19 protein-coding genes are annotated in these 20,847 nt (G+C 39.3%); 3 read left to right on the top strand and 16 right to left on the bottom strand.

The annotated features are described in order from the left end of the window. The first annotated feature begins 5 nt into the window (after nucleotides 1-5). On the top strand, nucleotides 6-2,450 hold the full coding sequence (locus tag B554_RS0105720) for a CSLREA domain-containing protein (RefSeq protein ID WP_019457284.1): 2,445 nt from the start codon (nucleotides 6-8) through the stop codon (nucleotides 2,448-2,450). An 82-nt stretch (nucleotides 2,451-2,532) separates the two neighbouring features. Here B554_RS0105720 and B554_RS0105715 read toward each other — a convergent pair whose 3' ends face one another. The 5 genes from B554_RS0105715 to B554_RS0105695 form a co-directional block, all read right to left on the bottom strand. Continuing rightward, on the bottom strand, nucleotides 2,533-2,922 hold the full coding sequence (locus tag B554_RS0105715) for a DUF3106 domain-containing protein (RefSeq protein WP_004699871.1): 390 nt from the start codon (nucleotides 2,920-2,922) through the stop codon (nucleotides 2,533-2,535). Beyond that, on the bottom strand, nucleotides 2,912-3,232 hold the full coding sequence (locus tag B554_RS0105710) for a hypothetical protein (RefSeq protein ID WP_019457283.1): 321 nt from the start codon (nucleotides 3,230-3,232) through the stop codon (nucleotides 2,912-2,914). The genes B554_RS0105715 and B554_RS0105710 overlap by 11 nt, the downstream gene beginning before the upstream one ends. Further along, complete coding sequence (locus B554_RS0105705; protein ID WP_019457282.1) at nucleotides 3,222-3,836, bottom strand: RNA polymerase sigma factor; 615 nt, start codon at nucleotides 3,834-3,836, stop codon at nucleotides 3,222-3,224. The genes B554_RS0105710 and B554_RS0105705 overlap by 11 nt, the downstream gene beginning before the upstream one ends. 159 nt (nucleotides 3,837-3,995) lie before the next feature. Further along, nucleotides 3,996-4,772, bottom strand: coding sequence for a TrmH family RNA methyltransferase (locus B554_RS0105700; protein ID WP_004699877.1), 777 nt, complete (start codon nucleotides 4,770-4,772; stop codon nucleotides 3,996-3,998). A 58-nt stretch (nucleotides 4,773-4,830) separates the two neighbouring features. Continuing rightward, entirely contained in the window at nucleotides 4,831-5,802 is a 972-nt protein-coding gene (locus B554_RS0105695) for a class 1 fructose-bisphosphatase (RefSeq protein ID WP_025465104.1), read from the bottom strand. A 182-nt stretch (nucleotides 5,803-5,984) separates the two neighbouring features. Here B554_RS0105695 and B554_RS0105690 point away from each other — a divergent pair, with 182 nt between their 5' ends. Beyond that, the gene (locus B554_RS0105690) at nucleotides 5,985-6,173 is read left to right on the top strand and encodes an NF038105 family protein (protein WP_002052586.1); all 189 of its coding nucleotides are present in this window, start codon (nucleotides 5,985-5,987) and stop codon (nucleotides 6,171-6,173) included. A 55-nt stretch (nucleotides 6,174-6,228) separates the two neighbouring features. Here B554_RS0105690 and pal read toward each other — a convergent pair whose 3' ends face one another. The 11 genes from pal to B554_RS0105635 all read right to left on the bottom strand — a co-directional run bounded on the left by pal (nucleotide 6,229) and on the right by B554_RS0105635 (nucleotide 16,639). Then, on the bottom strand, nucleotides 6,229-6,792 hold the full coding sequence (gene pal, locus B554_RS0105685) for a peptidoglycan-associated lipoprotein Pal (RefSeq protein ID WP_004699882.1): 564 nt from the start codon (nucleotides 6,790-6,792) through the stop codon (nucleotides 6,229-6,231). A gap of 27 nt (nucleotides 6,793-6,819) precedes the next feature. Next, the gene (tolB, locus tag B554_RS0105680) at nucleotides 6,820-8,100 is read right to left on the bottom strand and encodes a Tol-Pal system beta propeller repeat protein TolB (protein ID WP_019457280.1); all 1,281 of its coding nucleotides are present in this window, start codon (nucleotides 8,098-8,100) and stop codon (nucleotides 6,820-6,822) included. Nucleotides 8,101-8,194: 94 nt separating this feature from the next. Continuing rightward, nucleotides 8,195-9,670 carry a cell envelope integrity protein TolA gene (tolA, locus tag B554_RS0105675; RefSeq protein WP_019457279.1) on the bottom strand — a complete coding sequence of 492 codons (1,476 nt, stop codon included), beginning with the start codon at nucleotides 9,668-9,670 and terminating at the stop codon, nucleotides 8,195-8,197. Nucleotides 9,671-9,673: 3 nt separating this feature from the next. After that, entirely contained in the window at nucleotides 9,674-10,126 is a 453-nt protein-coding gene (tolR, locus tag B554_RS0105670; protein WP_002052868.1) for a protein TolR, read from the bottom strand. After that, nucleotides 10,126-10,824 carry a protein TolQ gene (gene tolQ / locus B554_RS0105665; RefSeq protein WP_019457278.1) on the bottom strand — a complete coding sequence of 233 codons (699 nt, stop codon included), beginning with the start codon at nucleotides 10,822-10,824 and terminating at the stop codon, nucleotides 10,126-10,128. The genes tolR and tolQ overlap by 1 nt, the downstream gene beginning before the upstream one ends. A 25-nt stretch (nucleotides 10,825-10,849) precedes the next feature. After that, entirely contained in the window at nucleotides 10,850-11,257 is a 408-nt protein-coding gene (ybgC, locus tag B554_RS0105660) for a tol-pal system-associated acyl-CoA thioesterase (RefSeq protein ID WP_004699892.1), read from the bottom strand. A gap of 212 nt (nucleotides 11,258-11,469) precedes the next feature. Further along, nucleotides 11,470-12,804 carry a M20 family metallopeptidase gene (locus B554_RS0105655; RefSeq protein ID WP_019457277.1) on the bottom strand — a complete coding sequence of 445 codons (1,335 nt, stop codon included), beginning with the start codon at nucleotides 12,802-12,804 and terminating at the stop codon, nucleotides 11,470-11,472. Between the two features lie 205 nt (nucleotides 12,805-13,009). Continuing rightward, nucleotides 13,010-14,014, bottom strand: a complete 1,005-nt coding sequence (gene ruvB / locus B554_RS0105650; RefSeq protein WP_002052424.1) for a Holliday junction branch migration DNA helicase RuvB — start codon at nucleotides 14,012-14,014, stop codon at nucleotides 13,010-13,012. A gap of 8 nt (nucleotides 14,015-14,022) precedes the next feature. Further along, entirely contained in the window at nucleotides 14,023-14,622 is a 600-nt protein-coding gene (gene ruvA / locus B554_RS0105645) for a Holliday junction branch migration protein RuvA (RefSeq protein ID WP_016146147.1), read from the bottom strand. 8 nt (nucleotides 14,623-14,630) lie between these two features. Next, nucleotides 14,631-15,299, bottom strand: a complete 669-nt coding sequence (locus B554_RS0105640) for a hypothetical protein (RefSeq protein ID WP_019457276.1) — start codon at nucleotides 15,297-15,299, stop codon at nucleotides 14,631-14,633. Further along, the gene (locus B554_RS0105635) at nucleotides 15,299-16,639 is read right to left on the bottom strand and encodes a deoxyguanosinetriphosphate triphosphohydrolase (RefSeq protein WP_004699901.1); all 1,341 of its coding nucleotides are present in this window, start codon (nucleotides 16,637-16,639) and stop codon (nucleotides 15,299-15,301) included. Before B554_RS0105635 ends, B554_RS0105640 begins: the two co-directional genes overlap by 1 nt. 309 nt (nucleotides 16,640-16,948) lie before the next feature. Between B554_RS0105635 and purL the strand changes: the two genes are divergently transcribed. Next, nucleotides 16,949-20,782, top strand: coding sequence for a phosphoribosylformylglycinamidine synthase (purL, locus tag B554_RS0105630; RefSeq protein WP_019457275.1), 3,834 nt, complete (start codon nucleotides 16,949-16,951; stop codon nucleotides 20,780-20,782). Nucleotides 20,783-20,847: the final 65 nt, after the last annotated feature.

Here is a 20,847-nt window from a genome sequence, read left to right as displayed (position 1 = left end):
GGACTATGAAAAATTATAAAAAAGCAGTATTAGCACTAGCCGTGCTGGCGGCTATGCCTCTTTTTGCTGATACAACAAATCAAAGAATTGAAGTTACAACTTTTGCAGATGAGGATGGTGAGAATCCTAATGCTTGCTCGTTAAGAGAAGCAATAAAAGTTGCTGAAACACGAAGATCTGATTATGGATGTACCGTCTATAACACCTCTAAAAGTCAGGTGATTCAACTAAAAGCAGGGACTTATACATTAAATAAAGAGCTGGTTCCCAATGCAGATATAGCAATTTATGGGTTCGGTGAAAAAGATCAAGATAAGAATTGGTCAGAAAAAAGTGTGTTAACCAATGACTATCCAGCACTACAACCGTTACAGACAATAATAAATGCTGCTGGAAAATCGCGTATTTTCAACACAGCCGTAAATAAACAGCCTCTATTTATTCAAAACGTTATTTTGGAAAATGGTATAGCACCAGATTTTGGCGGTGCGATTTATGCTGGTGGCAATGTCACATTGCTCAATACTCAGATATTAAACTCTCAAGCTCCAAAAGGAGGAGCAATTTTTCTGGGTGGTGATAATGTTAATTTGTCTACAACACACTCTTTAATTCAAGGTAATACAGCAACATCTGGAAGTGTGCTTTCGATGAGCTGTTGGAATGGTACAGCCTATGCAAAACGAGAAGTAACATTTACCTCTTCTAGTATTATCAATAATGGTTCGAATAGCTCTAATAATACTTTTGAGTTTTGCGGGGAGCCCAAAGCAACTTTTACAATTAATACCATCGCTCGAAATATTGCAAATGCAGTAAATGGCAGTATTTTGAAATTTACTGGTGATGCTACTCCAAACGGTACTCCTAATCCTTCAACCATACTTAGCGCTAACAGTACTTTATCTTTAAAAAATAATACTGTTGTTGAAAATAATGCTTATAGCACCTTCTTATATGACACTATGGGGAGTAAAGAGTTAAGGTTTAATGTAATTGGTTATAATTTGGGAACCTATGCTTGCCATTATTTTATAGGGCCCGCGGCTGATTTAAAAAATGCTGGTTTCACACTATCATTTAATGCTCTGAATCTGATAAATAATTCTGCGAAATGTGACTTACCAACAGAAGCACTGACTGCTACACATCGAACTGTTGATATTGTAGGTGTTCCGTTTAACTCTATACTTGAGTATCAGGATATAGCTCCGAAAACGGGATTTTTGCCCCTTTATTTTCCAATAAATAATTCTCCTTTATTACCATCTAAAAAAGAAGACTTAGTAGATGTAGATCCTGAAGGTAAAGATACCTGTACGTCTATAGACCAACGAGGTTTATCACGACTTGCGGACAGTAAATTATATTATCAACCAAATAGTCGTAATAGTTGTGATATTGGCTCAGTCGAGTTAATGAAACTTACTGCTGGTGATATAAAAGGTTTAGGTAATACCTCTCTTACGGATTTGCTGGCTAAATATCAATCTCAATATGATACGGTTCAGAAGAATATATTGAATCCAGATTATGCGTATTTGTTGAATGTATTAAAAATTGATTCAGCAAATTATAAAAATCTTCTTGATCAAACCAAAGCAAATGCAAAATATCGAGCAATCTATATTGATTTGAAAGCAAATGGCTTACCTTTGCCAAATGAAGATAGTAATCATATTTTAAAATTCTTTAATACAACGGATTATAATATTAATCTTGAAACTGTTGGAACAGGATTAATTGACGATAAAGTATTTAATATTAAAGATAAAGAAGAAGCAGTACTTAAATGTGAATGGAATCCTGCTTTGCAGCAAATTATTTTTTACAGATTGGATGATGTTATTACCCAAGCTGGTGATTACAACTATTGTAAGTATACGATTAGCAGTAAAGATGGGACCACACAATCATCTGGGCTATTGGAAGCTCGTTTTGATAATATTCCACCAGTTGCCGGTAATGGTACGGTAACGTTTAAGTATTTAGCAAATGAAGTTATTCCTTTAAATTTATTACAGTATGCTAATGATGATGGGGATGGTCCTGTAAACACACTTAAGACTAAACCAAACAAACCTAAATTTTGGGTAAATGATCAGGGTGTGGAGTTACCAATTTATATACCAAGCAAAACCTCAAAAGACGGTATTTTCAAGGTAGTGAAAGCAGATCGGGAAGGTCCGTGCCCTAAAAGTGATAGTGGTAATACTTGCTATGGTGGTAACATCTATATTCAAGCGAGCAACGTGTTTAATACTTTCAATGATACATTGACCTACTATGTATACGATGCAGATGGAACTATTTCAGCTAGCGCAGGAACGATTAATTTAGTAAGCACAGCAACTACAACTGATGATTCAAGAAGTGGTGGGGGAGGTATAGGCATTCTCTCTATTGCATCACTGTTAGGTTTAATTGCTTATAGACGTTATCGTAAATAAGAAAAAATAAAAAAGCCTCCATAGGAGGCTTTTTTTATTGCTAGTCGGATTTCAAAACAAGCATTTTTATTAAAAGTTTAGATTAGTGTTCTAAATATTTATTGATATATTCTTCGCGTATAGCTGTTCTTTCGTCTGCACTTGCTTTAAGCATACGCTGACGTAAATCATTACGCTCTTGTGTACTCATTTTTTGCCAAGCTTCACGCATTTTCTGCTTTTCTGCATCTGGGAGTTGGTTGAACCAATCCATGCGTTGTTGCAGATTAGCGCTTTGGTTCGCTGGTAATTCTTTTAAGCTTTGATAGCGTTTAATTACAGCTCGTTGTTCTTCTTCAGACATAGCATTCCAAGTATCATCTACTTGCGTATTGGCATCTTTAGAAAAAATCCAGAAACGTTCAAAACCCGCAAAACTTGTTTGCAGGAAACTTAATGAACAAAGGATAAGTGCTAACTTTTTAGCTACCATGTTGAACTTTATCCTCACCCAACACCATCAGCATTTCTAAATCTTCAACCATCTGTGGCGATAATTTAGGATTTACAATAACTTGATTTTGTGGCTTTTCGATCAACTCCGCTGAATTTGGTAAAATGACAAAACCAGTAATTGCTGCGGCAAGTGCGAAACCCGTCATTTTCCAGACACTATAGTAAGATGCTGGCTTCTGTTGGATATGGTCAAGCACATGATTCATTACCACTGTTTTATTTTTATGGTGATCAGCCAAACTATCGAGTTTAGACGTCACCTTTTTAGTGAAATCATCATGATTCATTAGAACCTCCCATGGGATTTAAATGTGCTAAGTACTCTCTAAGTCCCTGAATTGCTCGATGATAATGGGTTTTGACACTACCTTCAGTACAGTTCATGATTTGCGCTGTAGTATGGGTGTCAAACCCTTCCCAAGCACGTAACATGAAAGCCTGCTGTTGACGAACAGGTAGTTTTGCAATCGCTTCTCGTATCTCTTCTATCGTTACTGCTTGATCTAGAAAATCTGCTGGATTGATTGCTTTTTCATCGACAACATCAATGATTTCTTCATCATCATTGTCTAGACTAACTTTTTTGAAGAATGAAAATGGATTTGCCCGACGTGCTTCTTTACGACGCCAATCCTGAAGCTTGTTATTTAGAATAGTATAAAACAGCGGATACCATTCTTCAGTACTTCGATCGGCGTAAGACTTGTGTAAAGCAATAAATGCTTCTTGAACCAAGTCCATCGCAATGCCTTGTTGACCTTGGGTAGCACTCTCCATCATCACCAAAGCACGACCAGTAACATCTTGCATAAAAACCTTTAGGCGTTGCTCAGCCGTGCTGGCATGAACACTAGATGCTTCCGATCGAGACTTTTTCGGTGCTAAATCCATGGAGATGGAAAATCCTGTCATTGGACGTACCCACCTTATCTTCAATATATCTCTTATATAACGTTGAAAAGAGGTGGGAGGTTGACAACAATCGGCTATTTTTTAGTAGTGTAAATGATTTTTTTCACAAATATGAGCGATGTAAAATAAATTAACGTTTTATTGGCGTTGGCGAACCATTTCAAAAAAACAAATAGATCCTGCAATTGCTACATTTAATGACTCTTGACCACCGGGCTGAGGTATTGTCACCGACTGCGCATGCTCTAAAGCATAATCACTTACGCCTTGTCCTTCGTTGCCCAAAATCCAAACGCATGGCTTTGAAAGATCTTTTGAATAGAGGCTGGTTGAGCGATGAGAACTTGTAACGAAAACAGGAATATCGAATTTAGGAAGAATATCGGTCAATTGGAAGTTTTCAAAACAATGTAAGCTAAAATGAGCTCCCATACCTGCTCTTAAAACACGAGGAGACCAGAGGGAGGCAGAGCCTTGGGTACAAATGATTTGTTTAATATTTGCTGCTGCTGCTGAACGTAATAATGTACCTACGTTGCCTGGGTCTTGTACATTTTCGAGAATTAGAGTGTCTAAGCTATAATCAATCGTTGATGCTGTTTTAGGTAAATCAATAATAGCCAAACAAGGCAGAGTATTACCTAAAGTACTTAAGTCTTTGTATAGAACTTCACTAATAATAAAAACGTGACCCTGATGAAGTTCGATAATTTTTTTTAAATCGTCATGTTCCAACGCCTGTTCAGTTGTAAACAACGAAAAGAGCTTTTTCTGTTGTTGTAACCAAGCTAGGCAAAGGTGAGTACCTTCAAGAACTGTTTGCTGATGCTTTTTTCGGGCGCTATTGAGTTCAATTAAACCACGCAAATGTTTAATTTTTGCATTGTCTTTTGATTCTAAAAAAATAACCGCCATAAGGATATATCCAAAAGGGCGTCATCATACTATATGACGCCCTCTATAATTTAAATTATTAATGATAGCTTGTTACGCGTTCAACTTCATTTTTAGAACCAATAATTACAGGAACACGTTGGTGAAGCTCTGTAGGTTCAATATCTAAAATACGAACACGGCCAGTAGTTGATGAACCACCTGCTTGTTCAATAAGCATACTCATTGGGTTAGCTTCATACATTAAACGTAAACGACCTGCTTTTTTCGGGTCTTTTAAGTCATATGGATAAAGGAAAATACCACCACGGCATAAAATACGGTGAATATCGCCCACCATACATGCTACCCAACGCATATTGAAATCTTTTTCACGTACAGATGTTTTACCTGCAAGTAACTCTTCAATATATTGTTTTACTGGTTGTTCCCAATGACGTTGGTTAGATGCATTAATTGCAAACTCTTGAGTGTCTGCTGATACTTGAACATTCTCTGTAGTAAGTAAGAATGTTTGAGTTTCTGGATCTAAAGTAAAGAAAGCTACACCATTTCCAACGGTTAAAGCCATCATTGTTGATGGGCCATATAACACATAACCAGCAGCAACCTGTTGAGTACCTGCTTGCATGAAATCTTGTGCTTGTGTAACTGCATTTTTTGCAGGGAGAATCGAGAAGATTGTTCCTACGCACATGTTGATATCAATGTTACTTGAACCATCTAATGGGTCGAATAATACTAAGTATTTGCCGTTTTCTTGCGCAGGTGTAAAGTCATCAAGTTCTTCAGATGCAAGACCACTAACATGAGGGTGAACTTTTAACGCATCAATTAAATAGTCATTAGAAATCACATCAAGTTTTTTCTGTGTTTCACCTTGAACATTTTCATTACCAGCACTACCTAAAATTCCAGCCAAAGCACCTTTTTGTAGGGCTTGGTCAATGGTTTTACAAGTCGTAGCAATCGTGTCGATGACTTGGGCCAACTCAGGTGTAAGGTTCCCTTTTTCTTGTTGTAAAAATTGGGACAATGTGAGGTTGGACATAAAAAAACGCTCCTGTGCGCAAGCATCAAAATGAGTCAAATAAATACGTGGCATATTCTAGATGAGAATGCCGGAAAATAAAAATTATCTTACTTTATTTGTGTTGCATTTATGCTTACAAGCCCCATTTTACATGGTATGTTGTTTGCATAGCAAAGGAATGTATATTTAGGAGAATCGAAATGACAACTAAGAAGTTTGATGCGACCCCCACGGCAGGTGAACCAATCAATTTAGAAGAAATTTCGAAAGAAAGTGTTCAGGAGGCTTGGAAAGACTATGAAGCAAAACCTGAATATAAAGCTTTTAATAAGCATGATTTGATTGAGTCGATGCAACATTCAGAAGAAGAGGAAAACAAATCCTCTTAAATTAAGAATCAAAAAATAAACGCCCATATGTGGGCGTTTATTTTTTAGGAGTGTCTTATTTTAATAGAGGAGGAACCGCTTCATAGTTAATTTCAACACGGCGGTTTTCTTTCCAAGCTGATTCGTCATGGCCTGGGTTAACAGGAGCTTCTTTACCATAACTTACCGCTTCAAGTTGCTGTGGATTTACACCATTTGTGATGAGGTAACTTTGAACTGCTTTTGCGCGGCGCTCACCTAAAGCCATGTTGTACTCACGTGTACCACGTTCATCTGTATGACCTGTCAATGCAACTTTTGAATTTGCATTTGCCATAAGGAACTGAGCATGGGCTTGAAGTGTTTGATAATCTTCAGCAGATAAATCACTACTGTCGTAATCGAAGTGAACAACACGTTTAGCTAAAGCAGCTTTATTTGCTTCAGTTACACCTTTTGATGAAGCACCTGCCAAATTTTGGGCATTTAATGCAGCATCTTCACTTAAACCTGTCGTGTTTACGGTGCTTGGGTTTGTAGTACCAGCATTTGCAGTCGTTGCTGGTTTACGGCTCGCACAACCTGTCATGACAAGCGCTACACTAAGTAGAGGAAAAGCCAAATATTTGATTGATTTCATCATCATCTCCATCAATGGAAGAAAAAGTTATTTAGGTGCCCAGGCTGGTTCACGTACCTCACCTTGTTCACTTGGTAAATTCATACGGAAACGACCATCAGTGGACATGACAGACAGTAAACCACGGTTCCCTTCACGAGTTGCGTAAACCACCATTTGTCCATTTGGTGAGAAACTTGGTGATTCATCTAAACTCGTAGGGGTAAGAATATTAACAATCCCTGTATTAATATCTTGGATAGCAACCTTATAGTTACTACCACTTGGTCGATGCACCAGTGCAATTTTTTTACCATCTGCACTTAGAGTGCCACGTGCATTAAATGACCCTTTAAATGTTAAACGTTTTACTGAGCCATCTCCAAAATCATAGCGATAAATTTGAGGAGAGCCTCCACGGTCAGATGTAAAAATAAAAGCTTTTCCATCTGGGGTGTAACGAGCTTCTGTATCAATTGCCGTGTCATTTGTCATACGTTTGATTTGGCGAGTTGATAAATCCATTTGATAAATTTCAGGGTTACCATTCATTGACCCTGTAAATAGCATTGATTTACCATCTGGTGAAAAGCTCGGCGCACCATTCAAACCTTTAAAGCTGGTAAGTACTTCACGTGTTCCAGTAGAAAGATCTTGTAGGTAAATTGCTGGACGTTTAGTTTCAAAGGAAACATAAGCAATTTTTTTGGCATCAGGAGTCCATGCCGGAGATAGAATCGGATCGCGTGAAGAGAGAACAGTTTTTGGTTGTTCACCATCTGTATCTGCAATTTGTAAAGTGTAACGTTCAGCAGGAGTAGCTGGATTACGTAATACATAAGCGATACGACCACTAAAGTCGCCTGCAATACCAGTCAAAGCTTGATAAATAGCATCACTAACCATATGTCCAGCTTGGCGGATGCGCGAAGCAGGTACATTTAACAACTCATTTAGAAGATATTGCTGTTTTTGCACATCATAAAGTTGGTAATGGACTTCAAACCCATCAGCTGTTTGCTTAATTTGCCCTGTAACAACGTATGGAATACCTGCAGCTTGCCAATCAGATGCTTGAATCTGGTTAATAGCAGCATTTGCAGGTAAGTTTTTCGATGAACTTGTGAAACGTCCTGAACGGTTTAAGTCCGTTTCAACAATAGGGTAGAGTCCATTGTCATTGTTAAATGGAACAATAGCGATTTTGGGTGCCTGATCAGGTGCTTTTGCAATTTCTAAATGTAGCTGAGCAAATGCAGCTGTTGGTGCAAGAGGACTTAATGCTGTAAGCAACGTTAAGGCTAGAAGATGTTTGCGGCTCGTTTTCATAAGTTTAAAGTCATAGCAGGTATTTTTTGTGACTGTGGATTTTGTAGCATAGTTACATGCCTTAAACTATTTAAAGCATGTAACTCTTTAAAAATTATTGCGCTCTAAATGTAGAGGTAACACTTCTTGCTTCACGCCTTGCATCAGGGTCTGATGGCATAGGATATGGCGCAGCGGCTTGAATCGCAGCTTTAATACTTGCATCTAGTGCATCATCACCACTTGAACGCGTAATCACAATAGAACTAACGCTTCCTGAGTCGGAGAGAGTAAAACGAACACTAACTGTTTTACCACTATTACCAGTTGGGACATCCCAAGAGCGTCGAATTTTCTGCTCAAAATCACGCTTCGCTGAAGATGCAATTTTTTTGGCTTCACCCTTTTTCTGAGCGGCTTCTTCCTGTGCTTTTTTAACAGATGCAGCTTTTGCTTCGGCCTCAGCTTCAGCTTTACGTCTTGCATCTTCAGCCTCTTTTTGCTGTTTCGCTTTTGCGTCAGCATCAGCCTTATGCTTGGCATCCTCAGCCGCTTTCTGCTTTTGAGCCTTTGCATCGGCTTCAGCTTTACGCTTAGCATCTTCGGCAGCTTTTTGGTGTTTAGCTTTTGCGTCAGCATCAGCTTTACGCTTGGCATCCTCAGCCGCTTTTTGCTTTTGAGCTTTTGCATCGGCTTCAGCTTTACGCTTGGCATCTTCAGCTGCTTTTTGGTGTTTAGCTTTTGCATCGGCTTCTGCTTTACGCTTAGCATCCTCAGCCGCTTTCTGCTTTTGGGCTTTTGCATCAGCTTCAGCTTTACGCTTGGCATCCTCAGCTACTTTCTGCTGTTTAACTTTCGCCTCTTCAGCCGCTTTGCGTTTAGCATTTTCAGTTGCTTTACGAGCTTCATGTTTCGCTTTTGCCTCAGCTTCAGCTTTACGTTTTGCTTCTTGCTGTGCCTGAAGTTTTGCATTTTCTGCTTCACGTTTCAGTTTTGCATCGGCCTCAGCTTTTCGTTTAGCAGCTTCTTCAGCTTTGCGAGCCTCATTTTGTTCATGTTTGGTTTTTGCCTCAGCATCAGCTTTACGCTTTTGTTCGGCTTCAACTTTTGCAGCTTTTGCCTCAGCTTGACGCTTAGCTTCAGCTTGCTGCTTTTGAGCTTCCTCTAAACGTTGTTGTTCCGCAGCTTGCTTCGCTTTAGCAGCTTCTTCGGCTTTACGTTTTTCCTCAGCTAATTTTGCTTGCTGTGCCTGCTCGGCTTTTTGCTTTTGGGCAACCAGATGTTGTGCTGTGGGCGGAGGAGGAGGAGGTGATGGTACTGCTGGAAGATTTTGAGGAAGATTTTCATCCACAATTGGGCTTAGAACTTCTTCTGCCTGATTTTCTGCTGTAGTTTGTGGCTCAACTTCTTTTGCTAAAGGCGGTGGTAAATCTTCTGGCTTAACTAAAATAGTAGTTAGCTTTTTGGGCTGTTCAGGTGGTTTACTCAAGCCTAAAAAAAGCAAGCCGACAATAGCAATTGCATGAACTCCAAGTGTGAAGCCCAATGCAATCGCATTCTGTTTAAAAGGAGGCTTTTGATTTTTGTTCATAGCTTATTTTAAAGGCTCTGTCAGAAGGCCAACTTGAGTTAAACCTGCTTCTTGTAAACTTGCCATCAATGATACGACCTCGCCGTAAGGGCGTGACTTATCACCATTCACTAAAACCGTAAGCTGTTTGTTTTCCTGCTCAGCTTGCTTTTGCGCTTCACTTAATACAGATTCGAGCTTTTCACGAGAAAGTGGCTCGTTATCTTTATAGTCTTGGTATTGAAGATAAATATTGCCATCTTTACCAATCGTTACCATGGCTGGCATATCTTTGGATTCAATTGGACGATTATTTGCCTGAGGTAAGTCGACTTTAATACCGCTAGTAATCATGGGAGCAGTCACCATGAAAATAACTAAGAGTACGAGCATTACATCGATATAGGGTACGACGTTCATGTCACTTTTTAATGGTTTTTTTATGCGCTCAAAGCGCCCTGAACGTTGAATAGCCATTATGCATCTTCCTGTGATGGACCCACAGATTGACGTTGCAATAAAGCAATCATTTCTTCGGCAAATAATGCGCGGTCAGAGTAGACGCTTTCACCTTTAGCCGTAAAGTGGTTAAAAGCGAGTACTGCAGGAATGGCAGCAAATAAGCCAATTGCAGTTGCAATAAGTGCCTCGGCAATACCCGGTGCAACCGTTGCTAAAGTCACTTGGTCAACGGCAGCTAAACCAATAAAAGCATTCATGATTCCCCACACTGTGCCAAATAAGCCGATATATGGGGCAACAGAACCGATACTTGCCAAAGTGCCAAGGCCATATTCAAGAGTACTTTGATCACGACTTAAACCAACACGTAAAATACGTTCGGTACCTTCGATCGTTTGGGAGGTAGAAGCGTGGCGCTTTTTAAGTTTGAAAAATTCACTCAGCCCTTGATAAAAAATATCCTCAAGACCTGAACGTTTTGAGTTGAGTTGTGCGTTGTTATAGAGCGTATTGAGTTCAGCACCAGACCAGAACATTTTTTGAAAATGTTCATCACCTTGACGTGCCTTTTTATAACCCATATGTAACTTGGCAATCAAATACCAACTAAAGATTGATGCTAACAATAAAATTAGCATGACCAATTGGACGACTGGACTTGCTTGTAAGATAAGGTCAGAAATATGCAGGGTTGATTCGATGTTTGTTGCCATAGTTACATATGCCGGTTGCTTTTTTTTAGTCTTGTTCCAATTCTTTACGAATAAGATCACGTATTTCTTCTGGAAGACGACGAGCTACAAGTTCTTTACTTAAACATGCCAATTCAACCTCGCCAGAAGCAAGCAAGATTTCACCACGATAAATATTTTGTTGCAACACAAATGACGCAGCTTTACATGAAACTACACGTGCTGTAACAGTAATTAGGTCATCCATTAGGATAGGACGCATGTATTTTACGTCAATTTTGTGAACAACAAAGTTGTAGTCTTTTTGATGCCAGTAATGATCAACACCAGAAGCACGAAGCCATTCTGTACGGGTACGTTCCATGTAGCGAATGTGGTTGGCATGGTAAACGATACCGCCTGCGTCCGTATCTTCGATATAAACACGAATATTGAATTCAAAATGATTCGCCATGAGAGTATTCCGTTTTAGTTCACTATAGAGCTTTATATTTAAAATATGACTTTGAATAAAACATTCGTTCTATTCAAAAGCCATACATCTGCTTTTAAATACGGGGCAGTTTAGCAGATTGCATACTAAGTCCTATGGCACAACCTTTCAATTGCGATTGCTGTATTTCTAATCTAAAAACGCTACATCTTATAGCTGGCAAGCTTTTTAAGTTAAGAGGGCTTCCATGAAGTTTGAACTTGTTTTGATATATTCGGATAATCTAATACGAATCTGACGTGTAGCTCTGTTCCAGTTTTTAAGGCTTTATTATCTACAATAAAATAGGGGCTATGATTTGGTGCAGCTTGAGTTAAGTCCTGATTTTCTGGTGTTGCACCTAAGAAAACAAAGAATGATGGCATTAATTTGCCGTAATAGGCAAAATCTTCACTTGCGCTTGCATTATGATCCAAAACATGAAGTTTTGAGTCTCCAACAACCTTGACTAAAGTTGGCTGAATAAACTGAGTCAGTGTTTTGTCATTCATGGTCACTGGCGCATAAGGTGCAATTTCAACTTTGGCAGTCACATCATTGGCTTGAGCATTATGCTCTATCATGACTGGTAAACTTTTTAAGATATTTGCTCGTATTTGTTCGTTATTAGAGCGGATAGTCCCGACCATATTCACCTGTTCAGGAATTACATTTCCTGCTGTACCACCTTGAATATTCCCAATACTCACTACACCCATACCTTGAGTGAGATCAGTCCTTCGGCTAATAAGGCTTTGTAAATTATTAATCATTTGTGCAGATGCATAAATTGGATCTCTACCTAACCAAGGGGTAGAGCCATGTACCTGCTTGCCGTTGACCTGAATACGTAAATGGTCTGCACTATTTAAAATAGCGCCATCTTTATAATAAAGGTGGCCACTTTGCATACCGGATATGACATGTATGCCAAAAATGGCTTCAGGTTTATAGTCTTTAAATGCTCCATCTGCGATCATCTTTCTGGAGCCGATTTGATCACCTTGTGTGAAATTATCTATATCTGCTCCACCTTCTTCGGCAGGTTGAAAAACAAAGACAACCGTACCTGATACTTTATCTTTATTGGCAGCTAGAATTTTTGCTGCACCTAATAGCATTGCGGTATGTGCATCATGTCCACAAGCATGCATCACATAAGTTTCTTTACCTTGATAAATTGCTTTTTGTTTACTCGCAAATGGAACACCACTTTTTTCTTCCATAGGTAGTGCATCCATGTCGGCTCTAAGCGCAATAATAGGGCCGGGTTTATTACCTTTTAAAATACCTACAACACCTGTTTTTGCATAACCTGTTTTGACTTGAATGCCATAAGACTTTAATTCTTTTTGAACAAGTGCAGATGTTTTAAATTCCATATTGCCAAGTTCAGGATTTTGATGAATATGTTGTCTTAACTGAATGACCTGATTTTCATTTTGTTGTGCGGCATCTTTGACCCAATCTGCTAGGCTCAACTGGCTTATGAGGGCTAGTGGAAAAATTAAAGCGGCTTTTTTGTACATGTCCTTATCCTAAAAATATTATTTTCCATAAGATTTTATATCTAGATTTCTTATAATTCAGTTTTTAAAAATATTAAAAAATCAATAAGGTATAAATATAGACTTAAAAGGTATAGAGTAGCTAATGTATTGATAAGACAATTATTATTTGAATTGAAAAAGAATACTTAAATTAAAAAAGGAAGAGAAAACTCTCTTCCAGTGCTTAGTTTTTAGGCTCAGGTGGCGTCATGCCAAATTGTAGGTAAGACTGATTGGTTGCTATACGACCTCTTGCTGTACGCATGACATAACCTTGTTGAATTAAATAAGGTTCAATCACATCTTCAAGTGTACCGCTATCTTCAGCCATAGCTGCTGCAAGCGCTTCAACTCCAGCAGGGCCACCATCAAAACGCTCGAGTAACATGCTCAAATAACGACGGTCTAGGGTATCTAGGCCAGCTTTATCAACATTGAGCATATCAAGCGCACGTTGTGCCATTTCATGGGTCACTTCTCCTGTACCTTTCACTTGTGCGTAGTCACGAACACGTCGTAATAAACGATTGGCAATACGAGGCGTTCCGCGTGAGCGACGAGCTACTTCTTCTGCACCTTCAACTGTAATTGGTACATCCATGAGGTTTGCAGAGCGCGACACAATGTGAGTTAAATCTTCTACAGAGTAGAACTCAAGACGCTGCACAATACCAAAACGGTCACGTAGTGGTGAGGTGAGTAAGCCCGCACGTGTAGTTGCAGCAACTAGGGTAAAAGGCGGTAAATCAAGTTTAATTGAACGAGCAGCAGGGCCTTCACCAATCATGATGTCTAATTGGTAATCTTCCATAGCTGGATACAGAATTTCTTCAATTACTGGTGAAAGACGATGGATTTCATCAATAAATAAAACATCACCTTCTTCAAGATTGGTGAGCATCGCTGCTAAATCACCCGCACGCTCTAAAACAGGCCCTGAAGTGGATTTGAGGTTGCCACCCATTTCACGCGCAATAATATTGGCAAGCGTGGTTTTTCCTAAGCCTGGTGGACCGAAAATCAGTGTGTGATCGAGTGCTTCACCACGACCACGAGCCGCGCCAATGAAGATTTCCATTTGCTCGCGTACAACTGGCTGTCCAATATAGTCGGCAAGTGAAGTCGGTCGAATAGCCCGATCAAAATGATCTTCAGGTTTTTCTGTTCCACTGATTAGACGGTCTTGCATAAGTGTGTTTACTTCATCATTGATTTAAGAGCAGCACGAATAATATCGGCTGATTCAGTGTAATCGGCTTTAACCGCAGCTACAGCTTTTTGTGCTTCAAGTGGCTTATAACCTAAAGATTGCAGCGCAGCTTCTGCTTCTGCAACAGGAGAGTTTGCAGCAAATTGAATTTGAGGCATTGTCGCCGCAGTTGAAGTGCCTTGAGCCAAGGTTTTAAAACGGTCACGAAGTTCAATCATTAAACGTTCAGCTGTTTTTTTACCAACGCCCGGAACTTTGACTAGCGTATTAATATCATCATGTTCAATAGTGTGAACCAATAGCTCAACGCTTAACGTCGATAAAATACCTAATGCCATTTTCGGACCAACACCATTTACTTTTAATAAGGTGCGGAAAATAGTTTTTTCTTGAGCATCGCTAAAACCGTAGAGCTGCTGTGCATCTTCACGCACAACTAAATGCGTCCATAGCGTAACTTTCTGGCCTTTTTGTAATTGGCAAAATGTTGAAAGTGGCGTATCAATTTCATAACCCACACCATTTACATTCAGTAAAACAGTAGGGGCTTCTAAGGCAAACACTTCGCCAATTAAACATCCGATCATTGAATCTTTCACTTATTTGTTAATGGTTGAATAGTAGATGCCATTTGTTCTAAACGCAAAATGGCTTTTAAAATTTCTTTTCGATTTCGTGTGGATTTTATCCATGCAGGTAGACGTGAAAAATAACTGTTATTACCAGTCTGTTTAGTTCTTTCTCTTAAATTAGCGTCAATGAATATTTTTAATTCTTTTAAATGTGCAGGGCTATAAACGTATATGTCTCCATGCCTACTTGAAGTTTTTAGATAAAGTTCAAGACCATAGTGTGTAAAACCAAATTTTTGGTCTAAAACAAAAGCTATATTATATTTTTCAAATTTTGAAAAATTTTGGCATAGATGACATTTAGCTTGAATATACGGAGGATAAGCTCCTGAATTATTCAGCTTTTGATTTGCCTTGATCCATGACCCACCACAACTTTGGCAACGCTGGTAAGTTGTGGCGTAAAAATGACCATTGTGACGACTCGATATTAAGCTCTCTTCAGCTTTAATTTGATAACAACAATTTAAACAACTAAAAGAAAAAGTTCCTTGATAAGGCGCATTTACTGGTGACAAAGGACTGTCATATTTTAGGATACTCAGATGAGAACATTTAGGACATTTTACCCACTGATCTGAATACATAAAAGATGATGGATAAAGCCCTCTATCAACATGTCTACTTATCATTAAAACAAACCTATTTTATTGCCTTGTAGCTCTTGCGCCAAGCTATAAGCCTGATGATCTGAAAACTTACTAATAATATCGAGTACCTGCATGATATTACTGTAGTGGTTATTGCTAAAGCGGGCACCGTATAAATGAAGGATCGACATTAAACGTTGTTCTTTAAAGCTTAAAGATTTATGTGGCATGGTTAATGGTACAAACGCGTCAAGAATAGTTTGCAAACTTTGATGTGCAATAATTTCTAAACCAGACTTCTGTGGGTGTTCAAAGATTTTTTCACGCGCCAGATTTTTGGCTGTTTCAATCCCTTTAGCAATATCTGGTGAGCAGTATTGTAAAAGGCTACCTTGGAGCTGACCTGTAATAATTTCATACTGATGTTTGGCAAAAGCGGTAGTGACTTCATCAACTAAACGTTTCATGACACGACCACGTAATGCCGAAATTTTTTGTTGCCATGTACTACTTGGCATTGATAATTCTTCAGGTTGGCCATAATCTGCAATTAAATTCAGAAAAATGGGTTCAACTTCTTGGTAATTCAGCATATTTAAAATAATGCCATCTTCTAAATCAATGAGGGCATAGCAAATATCGTCTGCAGCTTCTAATAAATAAGTAAGCGGGTGGCGGCAGTAATGATATTCACCTAATTGAATGAGACCAAGCTGTTCAGCAATTTGCTTTAAAATTTCTTTTTCAGACTGATAGCAACCAAATTTGGCTCGTTGGTGTGATGGACGATCACCTTGAGAAGCTATTGTTTTTGAAAGCCAAGGATATTTTAAATATGCGCCTAGGGTCGCGTAAGTTAAACGCATACCACCATCGTCTGGATGATAGTCAATACGGGTTAATAGCCGTAAACCTTGAGCATTACCTTCAAACTGACGAACATCGGCTTCTTCTTCGGGCGTCAATTTTTTTAGAAAATCATTATGTGATGCATCGTCAAACCATTCACGAATTGCATATTCACCAGCATGACCGAAGGGTGGGTTACCAATATCATGTGCAAGGCAGGCTGCTTGAATGATTGCGCCAACATCGGCAGGAGAAATCCAAACGGGCAATTCATCTTTTATTTTTTCGGCTGCCAGCATACCCATGGAACGGCCAATACAGGAAACCTCAAGGGAGTGAGTTAAACGGGTATGGATCCCGTCATGCTGTGCTAAGGGGTGAACTTGAGTTTTACGGTTTAACTGACGAAAACTTTGTGAAAATATAATGCGATCATAATCTTTATGAAATGGGCTTCGAGCCAATTCTGTACTGCTTTTTTTACTACCTAAACGAACTGCAGAAAGCAGTTCTAACCAACGCATTTGTTCCATTTATCATTATTCAAAACTATAAAGCCTGATCATGCCAAAAAAAACTTAAAAGCACTAGCGTGGTGCGACATAGTTTGTCTTAGTTGAGGTTTTATTATGTTATTGAATAAACATGAAACAATTTATTTTTACCTATAATGCTTAAAAAAATGATTTTGAACAAAAAACACATCACTTCTTGCAGAATTAGGTTACAGAATACTGATTCTACATCTAGCTGATTTTAGCAAGACACAGTAGAATATGCGCTCTCTCTAAAGTCACATTGCGGTAAGGTTCACAAGACCTGCCCGTGGAGCCAAAATCAACATGTTTATCGTGGCCGGTGCAGCAGCACATTCTTCTTTTAAGAAAGCTCAACTATTAACACGTTTATCGTCAATTAGTTCTGTTCAATCTTTTGACAGCCAATGGGTCTATTTGTTTGATCAAGCGCTCAACGAGCAGCAACATCAATCTGCTTTGCAATTATTAAATGACGGTGAGTCTTTTGAACTTCGTCAAACTGCAAGTGATGAGATTCAGATTTTAGTAACACCACGTGTGGGTACTATTTCACCTTGGTCTTCTAAAGCAACTGATATTTTCAAGAACTGTAATACACCAGTTCACCGTTTAGAACGCGGTCTTTTATTTACGTTAAAAGGTGTTTCTGAAATTTCTAATGAAGTAAAACAAGTACTTCATGACCGTATGACAGAAACTGTTTTTGCTCAAATTGATGATGCAAAAGCGCTCTTTTCAGAAACAGCTCCAAAACCTTTAAACTCAATTGATATCTTGGGTGAAGGTAAAGAAGCATTAGTAAAAGCCAACAACGAATTTGGTTTTGCTTTATCTGAACAAGAAATTGATTATTTAACCGAAGCGTTCACTCGACTTGGCCGTAACCCAAATGACATCGAGTTAATGATGTTTGCACAAGCAAATTCTGAACACTGTCGTCATAAAATCTTCGGTTCTGAATGGACAATTGATGGTGAAAAACAACCATTATCATTGTTCCAAATGATTAAAAATACTTATAAAGAATCACCAACTGACGTGTTATCAGCATATAAAGATAACGCTTCTGTAATTGTTGGTTATGACACTATGCGTTTTTATCCAAAAGCAGATGAAAATGGTCATTTTGTCTATAAATATAAGAGCCAAGCTGCTCATATTTTAATGAAGGTTGAAACTCACAACCATCCAACAGCAATTTCTCCATTTGCTGGTGCTGCAACTGGTTCAGGCGGTGAAATCCGTGATGAAGGTGCAACTGGTCGTGGTGGTAAACCAAAAGCTGGTTTAACAGGCTTTACAGTTTCTAACTTAAATATTCCTGGTTTTGAACAACCTTGGGAAGAAAACTACGGTAAACCTTCACGTATGGCATCGCCATTACAAATTATGATTGAAGGTCCATTAGGTGGCGCGGCATTTAACAACGAATTCGGTCGTCCTGCATTAAATGGTTATTTCCGTACTTTCGAACAAAACGTAAATGGTGAAGTGAAGGGCTTTCATAAGCCAATCATGATCGCTGGTGGTTACGGTAACATTCGTCCTGACCATGTAGAAAAAGATGCGATTCAACCAGGTGACTTGCTCATTGTATTGGGTGGCCCTGCAATGTTAATCGGCCTTGGTGGCGGTGCAGCATCTTCTGTAGACAGCGGTACAATGGGTGAAAGCCTTGATTTCGCATCTGTACAACGTGAAAACCCAGAAATGGAACGCCGTTGTCAAGAAGTGATCGATACATGCTGGCGCTTAGAAGACTTCAACCCAATCGTTTCTGTACACGACGTTGGTGCGGGTGGTTTATCAAACGCTATGCCTGAACTTGTAAACGACCACGAGTTAGGTGCAGTTCTTAATCTTCGTAAGATTCCTTCATTAGAACCGGGCATGAGCCCAATGGAAATCTGGTCAAACGAAGCACAAGAACGTTATGTTCTTGCAATTCGTCCAGAGTCTTTAGAACAGTTCGAAGCAATCTGTGCACGTGAACGTTGCCCATTTGCCGTTTTGGGTGAAGCAACAGAAGCACGTCATTTAACTGTTGAAGATCCATTGTTCCAAAACAATGCAGTTGATATCCCAATGCAAGTAATGCTTGGTGGTACACCGCGTATGCAACGTTCATATGAAACAATTGAGCGTAAAGGTAACGAGTTTGATGCTTCAAAAGTTGATTTGAAAGATGCGATTTTCCGTGTATTGAAAAATCCTACAGTTGCGTCTAAGTCATTCTTGATCACCATTGGTGATCGTTCAATTACTGGTATGGTTGCACGTGACCAAATGGTTGGTCGTTGGCAAATTCCTGTTGCAGATGCAGCAGTAACAACTACAAGCCTACAAGGCTTCACCGGTGAAGCAATGGCAATGGGTGAGCGTCCACCAGTTGCATTGTTAAATCCAGCAGCGTCTGCTCGTTTGGCAGTTGCTGAAGCAATTACCAATATTGCATGTGCAAACATTGAACAAATTAGCGATATCAAACTTTCTGCAAACTGGATGGCTGCTGCTGGTCAAAAAGGTGAAGACCAAGCACTGTTTGAAGGTGTGAAAGCGATTGGTATGGAAATGTGTCCTGCTTTGGGAATTGCAATTCCTGTAGGTAAAGACTCACTTTCAATGCGTACGACTTGGAATGATAACGGTGAAGATAAAGCTGTAACATCTCCAATGACTGGTGTAATTACTGCATTTGCTCCTGTAGCTGATGTTCGTAAGACTTTAACACCTGAACTTAAAAATTTAGAAGATTCAGTACTTGTACGCATTGATTTATCTAAAGGTCAGTTCCGTTTAGGTGGTTCGATTCTTGCTCAAGTATATAAAGCAATTGGTTCAATCACTCCAGATGTTGATAGTTTTGATGATTTCAAAGCGTTCTTTGCTTTAATTCAAGACTGGAATAACCGTGGATTGATTCAAGCTTACCATGACATCGGTGATGGTGGTTTACTCGCAACTGTAGCTGAAATGATGTTTGCTTCACGTCTAGGTGTGGCATTAGAAAACCAATCTACTGCGGGCTTATTTGCAGAAGAAATTGGTGCAGTAGTTCAAATCAAAGCAACTGATTGGGATGCTTTACAAGCAGATGTTGCTGCTTCTAGCTTGAAAGATGCAATTGCTGTAGTTGGTCGCGTAAATAATACAGATCAATTATCTGTAAATGGTTTGACACTAGAGCGTGCAGAGTTACAACAAGCTTGGTCTGAGGTATCTCATCAGATCCAACGTTTACGTGATAACGTTGAAACTGCTGATCAAGAATTTGCTTTAATTACTGATAAATCACATCAAGGTTTAATTGCTAAACCTACATTTGATTTAAATGAACCTATTGAAGCGCCGTTTATCAACAGCCGTCGTCCTAATATGGCAATCTTGCGTGAGCAGGGTGTAAATGGTCATATTGAAATGGCAGCAGCTTTCGACAAAGTTGGCTTTAATACGATTGACGTACACATGAGCGACTTACTTGCTGGTCGTGTAAGCCTAAGTGATTTCGAAGGTTTAGTGACTTGTGGTGGTTTCTCTTACGGTGACGTAATGGGTGCAGGCGGTGGCTGGGCAAAATCAGTTCTGTTCAATGCGAAGTTACGTGATCAGTTTGAACAATTCTTCCACCGTGAAGGTACGTTTAGCTTAGGTATCTGTAATGGTTGCCAAATGTTGTCACAATTAGCACCGCTTATTCCAGGTGCTGAACACTGGCCACGTTTCCACCGCAATATGTCAGAAGTTTTTGAAGCGCGTAGCGTAAACGTTCGTGTTGAAAAATCTGTTTCTGTATTACTTGATGGTATGGAAGGTTCGATTTTACCAATTGCTGTTGCACATGGTGAAGGTCGTGCGGTTGCAAGTGAAGCTAACATAGCAAGCTTGAATGCAGCGAACCAAGTTGCATTGCGTTATGTTGACAGCCATGGTAACCCGACTCAACATTATCCATTGAACCCGAACGGTTCACCGGAAGCGATTACTGGTGTAACGTCTAAAGATGGTCGTGCAACAATTATGATGCCGCATCCAGAGCGTACTTTCCGTGCAATTCAACACTCTTGGAGTCCAGAAGAGTGGACTGAAGATGGTGCATGGTTACGTATGTTCCGTAACGCACGTAAGTTTATCGGTTAATATAAAAATTGAAATAAGCCACCGAAAGGTGGCTTATTTGTATGTAGTACAATGTAAATAGAATA

This window comes from Acinetobacter sp. GG2 (genome assembly GCF_000292385.1).
In the GTDB taxonomy this organism is placed as follows: domain Bacteria; phylum Pseudomonadota; class Gammaproteobacteria; order Pseudomonadales; family Moraxellaceae; genus Acinetobacter; species Acinetobacter seifertii.
The sequence above is the reverse complement of the archived record's forward strand: the minus strand, read 5'-3'. Positions and strand labels throughout refer to the sequence as shown.